This is a genomic window from Rhizobium sp. RSm-3 (assembly GCF_001854685.1).
Lineage (GTDB): Bacteria > Pseudomonadota > Alphaproteobacteria > Rhizobiales > Rhizobiaceae > Rhizobium > Rhizobium ecuadorense.
The window spans coordinates 303831-317333 of sequence record NZ_MAWZ01000024.1 but is presented as its reverse complement, the minus strand read 5'-3'; the positions used below and the strand labels follow the sequence as shown (position 1 = coordinate 317333).

Sequence of the window (13503 nt, the reverse complement as noted above, 5' to 3'; positions counted from 1 at the left end):
GAAACGTTCCACGGGACATGTCAAATGAAACACCGGACATTGCTGCCCGGTGCTTGGCGCGGTCTTTAGAGGCCCGTCATGAAAATGTCAACTGCGCCAAAGCCCGAAAGCGCCACTATTCCGCAGCCAACGGCTGATCGCCTGTATCAGGCGCATTCGCGTCACCAGGCGCGGTCTGGCAATTCATGTCGGGGAAAGCCACGATGCGCTTGCCGGAGAAGTCCGTGTGCACGACGACGATCCCCTGCTCTTCGAAATAGCCGAGCAGGCGCCGCGCACGGCGGGCGGAATGGGTGCCGTAGGCGCGGGCGATGCGGGCGTCCGACGGGCACGGTTCGCCGCAAGCTGCGGCTTTAGCGAGCATCAGGAAGACGCCCTGCAAGTCGTCGGTAACGCCAGATGACAGCGACAGCGCCGTCGTCCACTCGTCGGTCGCGGCAGTCGCGGCATCGACACCGGAGCGGGAGATCGCCACACGCCGGCGGAAATCCGGCAGCGCGATCGGCGGTCCCGGCACGCGGCGCATGCGCAGCCGCACGAGAAAGTCCTGGTAGAGCACCGAATCGGTGCGGAAGGCGGAGGTGGGGTCGTCGAGGATTTCGGCCAGCACGCCGGCCAGGCGCTCTTCCCGCTCCTCGGCGGAAACCTCCACCTGGCTCGCCCTCGCCTCGACCGGCGCGGGTGACGCCGCCGGCGTCGAGCGTGAAAGCTCGGCCAATATATCGGTGGTCGGCCGCGGCGCCGGCGGCGCGCGGCGCACGAGCGGACGCTGAAACTCCTCCGGATCGGGCGTGAAGATCAGGTCCTCGACATCCTGCGGCGCATCCGGCAGCGGCATCAGCTTCGGACTGGAAGAGCGCGCCGAGGTTTCCACCGCGCCGATCTGGATCGGCAGCGGCCGGCGCGACAGCGCAGGGCCGAGGGCGACGAAATTGCCGCGCTTCAGGTCCCGGAACATCTCGGCCTGGCGTCGGTCCATGCCGAGCAGGTCGGCGGCGCGCGCCATGTCGATATCGAGGAAGGTGCGGCCCATCAGGAAATTTGAGGCCTCGGCCGCGACGTTCTTGGCGAGTTTGGCAAGCCGCTGCGTGGCAATGACGCCGGCAAGCCCGCGCTTGCGGCCGCGGCACATCAGGTTGGTCATCGCGCCGAGCGACATCTTGCGCGCATCTTCCGAGACGTCGCCGCCCACCGACGGCGCAAACATCTGCGCTTCGTCGACGACGACGAGAACCGGATACCAATATTCCCGATCGGCATCGAACATGCCGTTGAGGAAGGCGGCGGCCGCGCGCATCTGCTGTTCGATATCGAGACCTTCGAGCGTCAGCACGCAGGAGACGCGATGCTGACGGATGCGATTGGCAATGCCCGCCAATTCCGCCTCGGTGCGCTCGCCGTCGACGACGATATGGCCGAACCTGTCGCTGAGGGTGACGAAATCACCCTCGGGATCGATGATGACCTGCTGCACCCATTGCGCGGATTGCTCGAGCAGACGGCGCAAGAGATGCGATTTGCCCGATCCTGAGTTGCCCTGCACCAGCAGACGGGTCGCCAGCAACTCCTCGATATCGAGCGTCGCCGGGCTGCCGGACGCCAATCCCATATCGATGCCAACTTGCAATGCCGATCCTCGCGACGAAGAGACTCACATGAACGAAACGCCATTCTTCCGAAACGGCAACGCCCCGTCTATCAAAGAATCTGCTGATTTTCAGGGCCGGATTTCGCCAACCCACAGGACAATTCCCGGCGTCACCCGAGAAGCCGATCCATCGCCGCGATCGGCAGAACAAGCCGAAGCGCGGTGCCCGAAAGCCTCTGAAACCCAAAGCGCTGGTAGAAACCTGCCGCGCGCTCATCCTTTGCATCGACAATTATGCCTAGAATGCCGATCTGAGCCGCGGCTGATCGCGTTATCGCAAAGGCGTGAACGATCAGCGCATCTCCGAGACCCCTGCCCTGATATTTGCGATCGACGGCAAGCCGGCCAAGAATCAGGAATGGCAATTCCTCATAGGGTCCCGCCTGGATCTTTGGTGGAAGATCTTGCCGGGAAACGGAATGAGCGCTCAGCGAGAAATAGCCGGCAATTCGCGCTTCATCGCATAGAATATAGACGCGTGTCAGACCGCGCTTGATATCCTGATTGGCGAAGCGTCTGAGGTAGGAATTCAATGCGTCCACGCCGCAATCGAATCCATCCCGATCATGCCGTTTCGGATCGAGCAATTCGAATTTCATGAGCCGACGATGTCGCGGTACTTTTTGACGGCATTGATCATACGCTCTGTCGGCTTGGCCGGTTCGTCGAATGCCGCGAAAAAGCATTCCCAGTCCTCGGCCGTAAAGCGCGTCCGCCCGTGTTCGGCAATCACGGCCTCTGCCTTCTCGCGAATGCTTTCGCGGATGAATTTGCTTTTGTCGAGGTGAAGGTAATTACGCGCGGTTTCCATCAGTTCGAATGTCGGTCGGTCCACGCGGATCTTCAGCGTGTCGTCTTTGTGAGTATTCTGGGCCATATCGGCTCCTCGTTTTCGTGGGTGCAATTGTACCCACAAATCTTTCAGCCGTCAAATATAGACTCTACGCCCTCAGCCCAAATCCCTGCATCAGCCGCCGCGTCGCGAAATCCTGCTGGCCTGACGTAAACACGGCGAAGTCGAAATTGTCGGAATGCGCGGCATCGGCCGCCGCCGGCACGAGCGTGCGGGCGCGGCGCGCGATTGCTTCAGCCGGATCAAGCCAATCGACCGGCCAGGGTGCAATCCGCCGGAACAGATTGGCCATGAAGGGATAATGCGTGCAGGCCAGCACGACGATATCGGTCTTCTGACCGTCCTTCTCGACGAAACACTGGTCGATTTCGGCAAGCACGGCTTCGTCGGAGACGGCATCGCCGCGAATATAGGCCTCCGCCATGCGCGCCAGATTTTCCGAACCGACGAGGCGGACATGGCATTGCTGCGCGAAGGACTGGATGAGATCGCGTGTGTAGGCCCGCTTCACCGTGCCGGGCGTTGCAAGCACCGAAACCAGGCCCGAGCGGGTGCGCTCGGCCGCCGGTTTGATCGCCGGCACGGTGCCGACGAAGGTCATCTGGGGAAAGGCGGCGCGCAGGTCGGCGCCGACCAAAGTGAAGGCGGTGTTGCAGGCGATGATGCAGACTTCGGGATCATAATCCGTCAGCAGCTTGCCGAAGAGCCCGATGATCCGCTCCTTCAGCGCCTGTTCTTCCCAGCCGCCATAGGGAAAGCCGGCATCGTCGGCGACATAGATGAAGCCGCGTTCCGGCATCAGCACGCGCGCCTCGCGCAAAACGGTCAGCCCACCGATGCCGGAATCGAAGAGCAGGATGGGTTTCAGCTCACGCGTCGTCGCTGTCATCTGGCGGTGTTTCCTTGGCCGATGTCGGGAACCTGCCGCCGCGCGGGCTCTTGCGCGAGAAGCGGTCGAGGGAGGAGATGACGCCGCGCAACACGCTGATTTCCTGCTCCGTGAAAGCCCGGCGGGATAGAACTGCACGCAGATTGTCGACCATTTTGGGCTTTTTCCCGGCAGGATGGAAATATCCACGCGCGTCGAGCGCCTCTTCCAGCTGATCGAACAGACCGAACAGCTGCTCCTTGGTCGAGGGGGTCTGTCCCATTGCCTGGAAGGGCACGGCGCCGATATCCTGCATGCCTGACTTCATCCATTCATAGGACATCAGCAACACGGCCTGGGCGATATTCAGCGAGGCAAAGGCCGGATTGACGGGAAAGGTGACGATCTCGTCGGCCAGCGCCACTTCCTCGTTGGTCAGCCCCCAGCGCTCGCGCCCAAAGAGAATGCCGGTGCCCTCGCCCGCGCGGAATTTCGCCCTCAGCGTCTCGGCGGCGATGACGGGCGAGCGCACCGGCTTATAACCGTCGCGCTCGCGCGCCGTCGTCGCATAGACGAAGTTGAGATCGGCGACCGCCTGCTCCAGCGTGTCGTAGACCTTCGTTGCCGCGATCACATGATCGGCCTTGGAGGCGGTCGCCAGCGCCTTCTCGTTCGGCCAGCCGTCACGCGGATTGACGAGGCGCAGTTCGGCAAGGCCGAAATTCGCCATGGCGCGCGCCACCATGCCGATATTTTCGCCCATCTGCGGCTCGACCAGAATAATGGCCGGCCCTTCGGCCAGAAGTTGACGCTCGCTGTTCGTGCCTGCCATGGTCTTATCCCTGTTTCGAGCGCGCAATAGCCTCGCCCGCCGCAAACGGCAAGATGTCGGCCTGCGGATAGAGCCTTTCCAGCGCCGAACCGATCATTTCGAGGCCCAGCCTGGCGCCTTCGCGCGACAGCGGCAGGTGCCGTCCCGTTGTCCGCGACGCCTTGCGTTTGATCAGGAAGCAGCTGGATCCGCGCGGGGCGGCCTCGTCGATCAGCGCCAGATCCGCTGCGATCAGCCTGTTCAGCGTGTCGGCGGCGGCCGGCGCTTCATAACTTTTCGCCAGGATACGCGCCCAATAGGTGCAGGACAGGAAGATCGCCAGCGTCTGGCGGATCTGGCCCGGCCGCGTCACCACCGACCAGGAAGAGCCGAGCGGCCGCGCCGCCACCGTCACATCGCGGTAGCAGCCATCGATCTTCTGCGACAGCGCCATCAGCTCGAAACTGCTCTTACCCTCGCCGAGCGCGCCAAGCAGGTCGCGCAACGCCTGGAACCAGCGGGCAAGCGCTGAATCAAGCGCGCCGCGTGTGCGTGTGGGAAAGACGATGAAGGCGACCGCCGTTCCGGCGGCTGCGCCGATCATGGTCTCGCCGATGCGCAGCTTCAAGAGATCGAGCGTCAGCACGCCGGTCATGCCGTAGACCAGGCAGAGCACGATCGAGATGAAGAAGGTCATCGTCGCATAGGAAACCTGCAGGAAATAGAAGGCGAGAAAGATACAGACGACGGCAACCGGAATGGCGATATCAGGCTCGCCTGAAAGCAGCGTTGCCAGCACAAGGCCGATGGCGATCCCGAACACGGTGCCGAGCGAGCGTGACAGCGCCCTCATCGCAGTGTCGCCGCGCGAATTGGTGTTGGTGAAGACGAGGAAGGAAGCAAGCACCGCCCAGAACCAGCGTTCGCGCGACAAGAGCAGGCCGAAACTCATGGCAATCGCCGACGCGATGGTGATCTGCAGCGCCGAGCGCAGCAGCGGATTGGCGAACGAAAAGTCGATCGCCGGGGATCGTGCCGTATCCTTGACCGCATCGATCTCGGAAAAGCCGGAGGCCTGCCCCTCGCCAATCGCCTGCGTCAGCTGCTGCCTGGCCTCGCCGAGCCAGAGAAGCGCCCGCACGGTTTCGCCCTGCGGCCTATCGTCGATGGCTTCCGCCATCCCCTCGAATCTTGCAAGTTCGGCCGCATCCGCCTCGATAACGGCATGGACGAGCGCAAAGGGCGGCGGACTCTGGAAACTCAGCACGATCGCGCTCTCGGCGGCAAGATGGGCGTCGAAAAGCCGGATCGCGAGTTCAGCGGCAGGATCGGCGGCGCCGTCGAAAACACCGGCCGGCGGGCGCGGGATGAAGGTCTCCGCCATCAGCACCACTTCCTTCAGCCGGTCTTCCAGCTGGCGCAGCTCCTGCCGGTCGGCTTCGCCGATCTCGGCGCCGCCGGCGATGGCGGCGAGCTTGAAAAGGATCTGGTTGATCCGGCCGCGCACGCTTTCGAGCGAGCGCAGCAGGTCGCGCCGCCAGTCGTCGGGCAAAAGCACCGCCCTGACGAGATGGCCGACGAGGACCGAGACGAGCGGGCCGATCGTCACCTCTGGCAGTTCGGCAAGCGGCGGCCGGAAATAAGCGCCCATGAAATAGGAGGTGAAGGCAAACATGCCGATGGCAAAACCGCGCGGCCCGAACACCCGTCCCGCCGATGCGAGCGCGATCACCGCCAGGAAGACGAGATCGGAGAGAAAACGGCGATCCTCGAGCCCCGCCGCAATGCCGACGACGGCAAGGCTTGCCACACAACCGAAGAGCCGCGTCACCAACTGGCGGGAATTGCCCTTGTCGCGCACCGCCACCCCTCCTTCGATCGACAGCACGATGCCGAGGCCGAAAGCCGCGGTCGGCAACGGCAGGATGAACATGTGGATGGCAAGAAGGACCAGAAACGACAAAATGATCGTCAGCGTCACCCGCAGCCCCATGCGCAGGCGCGAAAGCGCCGGGTCATTGGCAAGCAGCCAGTCGCGAGCCTGAAAGCCGGAAAACAAATGCAGAAACCCCTCATGCCGCGGAAGGATCGACAGATAATGCCATGCCGGGCGAAAGCAAATCGCCCGAAATCAAATCTCGACGCTCGCGAATGTCGCGCGCCTATTGGCCCTTGGCAATCAACGCCATCGTCGCCTTCAGGGAATCGCGGCCCTGCGTTTCGATATTCTCGGTGACGATATCGTCGATCACGGCTTGGCCGGCCTCCTCGACCACCTCGAACCGAACGGTCGTATAGTCCTTGGCGTCAGGCGTGTCCGCGCAGGCGGATTTCTTGAAGCGCACCGTCACCTCGGTCGTGCCGTCGACCGGCGGCGCCGCCGCCACCGTCAGATCCTCCAGCGGGCATGCATCCTGACCGTTGACGATGACGTCGTAGTCGAAGGGCGATATGCCGTCGTCGTCGCCGGCGGGAAATTGCGCGGCCGCCTGATATCTGGCAACGAAGTCCTTGCTGTAGAGATGGTCGAGCCGGCTCGCATCGAAGATGTCCGTCCAGTCACTGTTGTTGTCGGCCCAGTTGCTCTTGGTCGCGTCCATGATCTCCTTCACGGGAGCAGTGGCGTCAGTCGCATAAGCGGCGCCTGAAAAGACGATAAGGCTTGCGATAACAATGGCGATTGTCTTCATGGTCGAAGGTTCCGGGTGGGCAAATCAAGCCGGACACTAGCCAGATTTCCGCGCTTGGCAATGGCGGCAAAAACGCATCGTGAAACCCGTTGCAGCTTTGCGTTCCCGGTTCACAGTGCTATAGCGCTCCTCATCAGGTCACCCACCCGGGACGCTTGTCCCCCTTCAAGCTCGAACGAGGCAGATACATGAACAAGATCAAGGTCGCCAATCCCGTCGCCGATCTCGACGGCGATGAAATGACGCGCATCATCTGGCAGCTCATCAAGGACAAGCTGATCCATCCGTATCTCGACCTCGATATCGACTATTTCGACCTCTCCGTCGAAAACCGTGACGCCACCAACGACCAGGTGACCGTCGACGCCGCCAACGCCATCAAGAAGTACGGCGTCGGCATCAAGTGCGCGACGATCACGCCGGATGAGGCCCGCGTCAAGGAATTCAGCCTCAAGGAAATGTGGAAGAGCCCGAACGGCACGATCCGCAACATCCTCGGCGGCGTCATCTTCCGCGAGCCGATCATCTGCAAAAACGTGCCGCGCCTGGTTCCCGGCTGGACCCAGCCGATCGTCGTCGGCCGCCACGCTTTCGGCGACCAGTACCGCGCCACCGACTTCAAGTTCCCCGGCAAGGGTAAGCTGACGATCAAGTTCGTTGGCGAAGACGGCACCGTCATCGAGAAGGAAGTCTTCAACGCACCGGGCGCCGGCGTCGCCATGGCCATGTACAATCTCGATGAGTCGATCCGTGAATTCGCCCGCGCCTCGATGATGTACGGCCTGATGCGCAAGTGGCCGGTCTACCTGTCGACCAAGAACACCATCCTCAAGGCCTATGACGGCCGCTTCAAGGACATCTTCGAGGAAGTCTACGAGACCGAATTCAAGGATCAGTTCAAGGAAGCCGGCATCACCTACGAACACCGCCTGATCGACGACATGGTCGCCTCCGCTCTGAAGTGGTCCGGCGGCTATGTCTGGGCCTGCAAGAACTATGACGGCGACGTCCAGTCCGACACGGTTGCCCAGGGCTTCGGCTCGCTCGGCCTGATGACCTCGGTGCTGCTGACGCCGGATGGCAAGACGGTCGAAGCCGAAGCCGCCCACGGCACTGTCACCCGCCACTACCGCCAGCACCAGAAGGGCCAGGAAACCTCGACGAACTCGATCGCCTCGATCTTCGCCTGGACCCGCGGCCTCGCCCATCGCGCCAAGCTCGACGACAATGCCGAACTGGCCCGCTTCGCCTCGACGCTCGAAAAGGTCTGCGTCGATACCGTCGAATCCGGCTTCATGACCAAGGACCTGGCGCTCTTGATCGGCCCCGACCAGCCGTGGCTCTCGACCACCGCCTTCCTCGACAAGATCGACCAGAACCTGCAGAAGGCGATGGCGTAAGCCTGCCCTTTCGGATTAACATTGAAACGGCGGGGATTTCCCCGCCGTTTTCATTTGGGAGAACAGCTGATGACGGCGACCGTGCGCCCGCTCGAACCATCCGACCGTGCCGCCTGGGAACCCCTGTGGGAGGCGTATCAGCGCTTCTACGAAGTGGTCATCCCGCCCGAAACCACCGATCTCACCTGGGGCCGCTTCCACGATCCTGACGAACCGATGCACGCGCTCGGCGCCTTCGGCGAAGACGGCCGCCTCGTCGGCATCGTCCATGCCATCTTTCACCGCTCCTGCTGGCTGCCGCAATGGACCTGCTACCTGCAGGATCTCTATGTCGAAAACAGCCAGCGCGGGCTCGGCACCGGCGCCGCGCTGATCGACGCGGTCGCCGATCTTGCGCGCGAAAACGGCGCAGGCCGGCTTTACTGGATGACGCATGAAACGAACGCAACGGCACGGCGGCTCTACGACAAGATCGCCGAACGTTCGGGTTTCATCCAGTACCGCAAGGCTCTCTGAAGAGCGGGGGTTGCCCAAAGACCTCGCCGCGCTATTGATTCCGAGCGACGCAACAGGAGGAGGATGTCATGACCGAAGAATTGGTATTCTACACCAACCCGATGTCACGCGGCCGCATCGCGCGCTGGATGCTGGAGGAAATCGGTCAGCCCTATCGCACCAAACTTCTGACCTTCGGCGAAACCATGAAGGCGCCGGAATATCTCTCCGTCAATCCGATGGGCAAGGTGCCGGCGATCCGCCATGGCGACACCGTCGTCACCGAATGCGCGGCAATCTGCGCCTATCTCGCCGAAACCTTCCCGGAAAAAGGGCTGGCCCCCAAGCCGGAAGAGCGCGCCCGCTATTACCGCTGGATGTTCTTTGCCGCCGGCCCGCTGGAATCGGCGGTGACGATGAAGGCGCTCGGTTTCGAAATCCCCGCAGAACGCCTGCGTATGGCCGGCTGCGGCGGCTTCGGCGACGTCATGAACACGCTTGAAATGGCCGTTTCCGGCTCGACCTACGTCGCCGGCGAGCGCTTCACCGCCGCCGACGTCTATGTCGGCTCACATATCGGCTGGGGCCTCGGCTTCGGCAGCATCGAAAAACGCCAGGCCTTCGTCGATTACTTCGGCCGCATCAGCGAACGTGAGGCCTATAAGCGCGCCAGCGCGCTTGATGATGAGGCCGGAAGGACGATGCAGGCCGCCTGATCGTCACCGGCGCGGCTCGAACGTGGCCGCGCCGGGATGTCAGCCCTCAGGCAAGCGGCATATGGATATCCGTTATCAGCTCGGTCGGCGGCACGTCGCGCGGGTTGTTGAGATATTCCTCGAACATGACGCTGTCCTTCAGCTGCCGCCCGGATTTCGGCAGCCAATCCGCATAAAGCCACTGATAGGCCTTGTGCATGTCGGCATAGGGGCCTTTGTGGCGCAGCACGGCGTAGTCGCCGCCGTCGATCGTACGCCGCTCGAACGGCGCCTCGGCCGGCCCCGTGGCAACGCCGGTGACGCAGGCGATCGAGCGCAGCTGTTCGGCCGGCACGATATCGGGATCATCGAGATAAACGCCGATCATCCGCATGTCGGGCTTGGCGAGACCGCGTGCGTAAAGCGTGCCGAACAATGTTTCGAAGGCTTTGCCGATCTCCATATAGGAGCCGGTATGAGCGACACCGATCAGTTCCGTCGGTGCGATCTCACGTATGGTAACGTCGAACATGGCTTTGGTCTTTCCGTTAGCTGAGGGTTGGAAGGCTGTGTGGCTTCCCTCTTTCCGGTAGCGTGCCGGCGGCATGCCGTAGACCGACTTGAAAATGCGGTTGAAGGATTGGAGATTGGGATAGCCTGATCGCTTCGCAATCTCACGGACGGCAAGCTCCGTGCGGACGATCTCGCCCGCCGCGCGATGCAGCCGCAGCCGCTTGACGGTCGCCGCCAGCGTCTCGCGGTAAATCGCCCGATAGATCCTATGCCAGTGATAGCTGGACAAGCAGGCGATCTCGGCTAGGCGCCCCATATCCAGCTCCTCGTCGAGGTGCTCGTGAATATAGGCCGAAACCCGTCTCAGGCGGGTTTCATAGAGTGCCCATGCCGTATCGCCATTCATGTCAAACCTCGTGCAAATCGATCGGCTGCAGCAAAGCATAACCCGATTTGACAAATCTTGCTGACTTGCCGGCTCCGGAGCGCAAGTCCAAGAGAGCCTCATCCTGAGGTGCCCCGCAGGGGCCTCGAAGGACGAGGCGGGTGCTCCGGCATCACCCCACCCTCATTCCTGTCCTCGGGCTTCGACCCGAGGGATGTCACAGGAATCCAGCCACGGCGCGTCCGCGCCGTGAATGAATCAGTACCTGAAGAAAAAGAGTCTTTCGCGCCCAAGGACTTGGGCGCACTGGATTCCCGTGACATCCCTCGGGTCGAAGCCCGAGGACCGGAATGAGGGAGGAGAGGCGACGTAACCGGCAGCTCAGCCGGCGAGTGCTACGGCCACCGCCTCGATTGCCTCGTCTGCTTTCGATCCGTCCGGACCGCCGGCCTGGGCCATGTCGGGACGGCCCCCGCCGCCCTTGCCGCCGAGGGCGGCAGAGGCGATGCGGACGAGATCGACGGCGCTGTAGCGCTCGACGAGATCCGGCGTCACCGCCACGACGGCGCTTGCCTTGCCGTCGTCGGACACACCGATCAGAGTGACGACGCCGGAGCCGATGCTGGTCTTGCCGTCATCGGCAAGTCCCTTCAGATCCTTGGGATCGACCCCCGATATCGATTTGCCGAGAAACTTGACGCCGGCGACTTCGCGCACGGCATCGCCCGAGCCGCCCTGCCCGCCGCCCATGGCGAGCTTACGCTTGGCATCGGCCAGTTCCTTCTCCAGCTTGCGGCGCTCGTCCATCAGCGCCTCGACGCGCAATAGAACCTCCGAAGGCTGAACCTTCAGCGAGGCAGCGAGGGTCTTCACGCGATCATCCTGCTCGGCGAGATATTCGCGCGCCGTTTCACCGGTGACGGCCTCGATACGGCGAACGCCGGCGCCGACGGCACTTTCGCCAAGCACGCGGATCAGGCCGATCTGACCGGTGGCCGACACATGCGTTCCGCCGCAAAGCTCGACCGAGTAAGGCTTGTTGCTCTTCGCACCATGAAGGCCCGTGCCCATCGAAACGACACGCACTTCATCGCCGTACTTCTCGCCGAAGAGGGCCATGGCGCCTTCCTCGATGGCGTCGTCGACGCTCATCAGCCGGGTCGTGACATGAGAATTCTGCAGCACGATCTCGTTGGCCATATCCTCGACGATTTTCAGTTCCTCGGCCGACATCGGCTTCGGATGCGACACGTCGAAACGCAGCCGCTCGGGCGCGACCAGCGACCCCTTCTGGGCAACATGGGTGCCGAGCACCTCGCGCAGCGCCTCATGCAGCAGGTGCGTTGCCGAGTGGTTGGCGCGCAGGCGTGAACGGCGGGCGTGATCGACGGTCAGAACAACTGCGTCACCAGTCTTGAATGCACCTTCGACAACGGTGCCGGAATGCACGAAGAGTCCTTCGCCCCTCTTCTGCGTGTCTGATATTTCGATCTTGCCGTGATCGGAGGAGATGACGCCGGTATCGCCCATCTGACCGCCGGATTCGCCATAGAACGGCGTCTGGTTCACGACGATCTGCACCTTGTCGCCGGCCTTGGCTTCTTCAGAGACGGCGCCGTCCTTGACGATCGTCTGCACCACGCCTTCGGCGGTTTCGGTATCGTAACCCAGGAATTCGGTTGCGCCGTGTCTTTCTCTAAGCTCGAACCAGATGGTTTCGGTTGCCTTCTCGCCGGAACCGGCCCAGTGCGAGCGGGCTTCGGCCTTCTGGCGCTGCATGGCATCGGTGAAGCCGGAGATATCGACGCCGATCTCACGGGCGCGCAGCGCATCCTGCGTCAGGTCGAGCGGGAAGCCGTAGGTGTCGTAGAGCTTGAAGGCGGTTTCGCCGTCCAGCATGTCCCCCTTGTCGAGATCCGTGGTCGCATCCGACAGCAGCGACAAGCCACGCTCCAGCGTCTTGCGGAAGCGGCCTTCCTCGAGTTTCAGCGTCTCCGAAATCAACGCTTCGGCGCGCACGAGTTCCGGATAGGCGCGCCCCATCTCCTGCACCAGCGTCGGCAGCAGCTTGTACATCAGCGGCTCCTTGGCGCCGAGAAGCTGGGCATGCCGCATGGCGCGGCGCATGATACGGCGCAGCACATAGCCGCGGCCTTCATTCGACGGCAGCACGCCATCGGCGATCAGGAAGGCCGAGGAGCGCAGATGGTCGGCGATGACCCGGTGGCTGGCGCTACCCTCCGCCTTGACGCCCATCGACTCCTCGATAGTGCCGATCAGCGTGCGGAACAGGTCCGTGTCGAACACGCTCTGAACGCCCTGCAGAACGGCGGCCATGCGCTCGAGCCCCATTCCGGTATCGATCGACGGGCGCGGCAGCGGGTTGCGAACACCAGGCTCGGTCTGTTCGAACTGCATGAAGACGAGGTTCCAGAATTCCAGGAACCGGTCGCCATCCTCCTCAGGCGAACCAGGAGGGCCGCCCCAGACGTTTTCCCCCTGGTCGATGAAGATTTCAGAGCATGGGCCGCAAGGGCCGGTATCGCCCATCTGCCAGAAGTTGTCGGAGGTCGGGATGCGGATGATCTTGTCGTCGGAGAAGCCGGCGATCTTCTTCCACAGCGTCGCGGCTTCCTCGTCTTCGGAATAGACGGTGACCAGCAGGCGATGTTTCGGCAGGTCGAAACCTTCGGTCACCAGCTTCCAGGCAAGCTCGATCGCATTCTCCTTGAAATAGTCGCCAAACGAAAAGTTGCCGAGCATTTCGAAGAAGGTCAGGTGGCGGGCCGTATAGCCGACATTGTCGAGGTCGTTATGCTTGCCGCCGGCGCGCACGCATTTCTGCGAGGTGGTCGCCGTCGAATAAGGGCGTTTCTCCAGACCGGTGAAGACGTTCTTGAACTGTACCATGCCGGCATTGGTGAACATCAGCGTCGGGTCGTTGCGCGGCACGAGCGGGCTCGACGAGACGATCTCATGACCGTTCTTCTTGAAATAGTCGAGGAATGTCGACCGGATATCGTTCACACCGCTCATGCTATGCCCTTCAATGCTGCCGGAGGCAGGTAAATCTAAATCCATCGGCTTTTAACGTTCACCTCCGCCACTGTCCAGCAGACAAACAAAACCGGCCGCATTCTGATCA

12 protein-coding genes are annotated in these 13503 nt (G+C 62.4%); 3 read left to right on the top strand and 9 right to left on the bottom strand.

Features of this window, described 5'->3' with window-relative positions; all coding sequences use genetic code 11:
* Nucleotides 1–115 precede the first annotated feature (115 nt).
* The 7 genes from BBJ66_RS20535 to BBJ66_RS20505 form a co-directional block, all read right to left on the bottom strand.
* Nucleotides 116–1627, bottom strand: coding sequence for an ATP-binding protein (locus BBJ66_RS20535; protein WP_049736061.1), 1512 nt, complete (start codon nucleotides 1625–1627; stop codon nucleotides 116–118).
* 131 nt (nucleotides 1628–1758) lie between these two features.
* Nucleotides 1759–2190 (bottom strand): GNAT family N-acetyltransferase, encoded by a 432-nt coding sequence (locus BBJ66_RS20530; RefSeq protein WP_244511720.1) that lies wholly within the window; start codon nucleotides 2188–2190, stop codon nucleotides 1759–1761.
* Between the two features lie 53 nt (nucleotides 2191–2243).
* Entirely contained in the window at nucleotides 2244–2525 is a 282-nt protein-coding gene (locus BBJ66_RS20525) for a type II toxin-antitoxin system TacA family antitoxin (protein WP_049736059.1), read from the bottom strand.
* Nucleotides 2526–2589: 64 nt separating this feature from the next.
* Nucleotides 2590–3390: a glutamate racemase gene (gene murI, locus BBJ66_RS20520; protein WP_071089333.1), complete on the bottom strand. Its 801-nt coding sequence runs from the start codon at nucleotides 3388–3390 to the stop codon at nucleotides 2590–2592.
* Nucleotides 3371–4201, bottom strand: a complete 831-nt coding sequence (locus tag BBJ66_RS20515) for an RNA methyltransferase (RefSeq protein WP_071089330.1) — start codon at nucleotides 4199–4201, stop codon at nucleotides 3371–3373. Before BBJ66_RS20515 ends, murI begins: the two co-directional genes overlap by 20 nt.
* 4 nt (nucleotides 4202–4205) lie before the next feature.
* A complete protein-coding gene (locus BBJ66_RS20510; RefSeq protein ID WP_184342465.1) occupies nucleotides 4206–6245 on the bottom strand; it encodes an FUSC family protein in 2040 nt (679 codons plus the stop codon).
* 97 nt (nucleotides 6246–6342) lie between these two features.
* Nucleotides 6343–6870: a hypothetical protein gene (locus tag BBJ66_RS20505; protein ID WP_049736055.1), complete on the bottom strand. Its 528-nt coding sequence runs from the start codon at nucleotides 6868–6870 to the stop codon at nucleotides 6343–6345.
* A 188-nt stretch (nucleotides 6871–7058) separates the two neighbouring features.
* Between BBJ66_RS20505 and BBJ66_RS20500 the strand changes: the two genes are divergently transcribed.
* From BBJ66_RS20500 to BBJ66_RS20490, 3 genes are all read left to right on the top strand, one after another.
* Nucleotides 7059–8270 carry an NADP-dependent isocitrate dehydrogenase gene (locus tag BBJ66_RS20500; protein ID WP_071089324.1) on the top strand — a complete coding sequence of 404 codons (1212 nt, stop codon included), beginning with the start codon at nucleotides 7059–7061 and terminating at the stop codon, nucleotides 8268–8270.
* A 69-nt stretch (nucleotides 8271–8339) separates the two neighbouring features.
* Nucleotides 8340–8786 (top strand): GNAT family N-acetyltransferase, encoded by a 447-nt coding sequence (locus BBJ66_RS20495; RefSeq protein ID WP_071089321.1) that lies wholly within the window; start codon nucleotides 8340–8342, stop codon nucleotides 8784–8786.
* A gap of 68 nt (nucleotides 8787–8854) precedes the next feature.
* Nucleotides 8855–9481: a glutathione S-transferase family protein gene (locus tag BBJ66_RS20490; RefSeq protein WP_071089318.1), complete on the top strand. Its 627-nt coding sequence runs from the start codon at nucleotides 8855–8857 to the stop codon at nucleotides 9479–9481.
* Nucleotides 9482–9527: 46 nt separating this feature from the next.
* On the opposite strand, the gene BBJ66_RS20485 is transcribed toward BBJ66_RS20490, so the two are convergent.
* Entirely contained in the window at nucleotides 9528–10379 is an 852-nt protein-coding gene (locus tag BBJ66_RS20485) for an AraC family transcriptional regulator (RefSeq protein ID WP_071089315.1), read from the bottom strand.
* A gap of 360 nt (nucleotides 10380–10739) precedes the next feature.
* The gene (gene alaS, locus BBJ66_RS20480; protein ID WP_071089311.1) at nucleotides 10740–13394 is read right to left on the bottom strand and encodes an alanine--tRNA ligase; all 2655 of its coding nucleotides are present in this window, start codon (nucleotides 13392–13394) and stop codon (nucleotides 10740–10742) included.
* Between the last annotated feature and the right edge of the window lie 109 nt (nucleotides 13395–13503).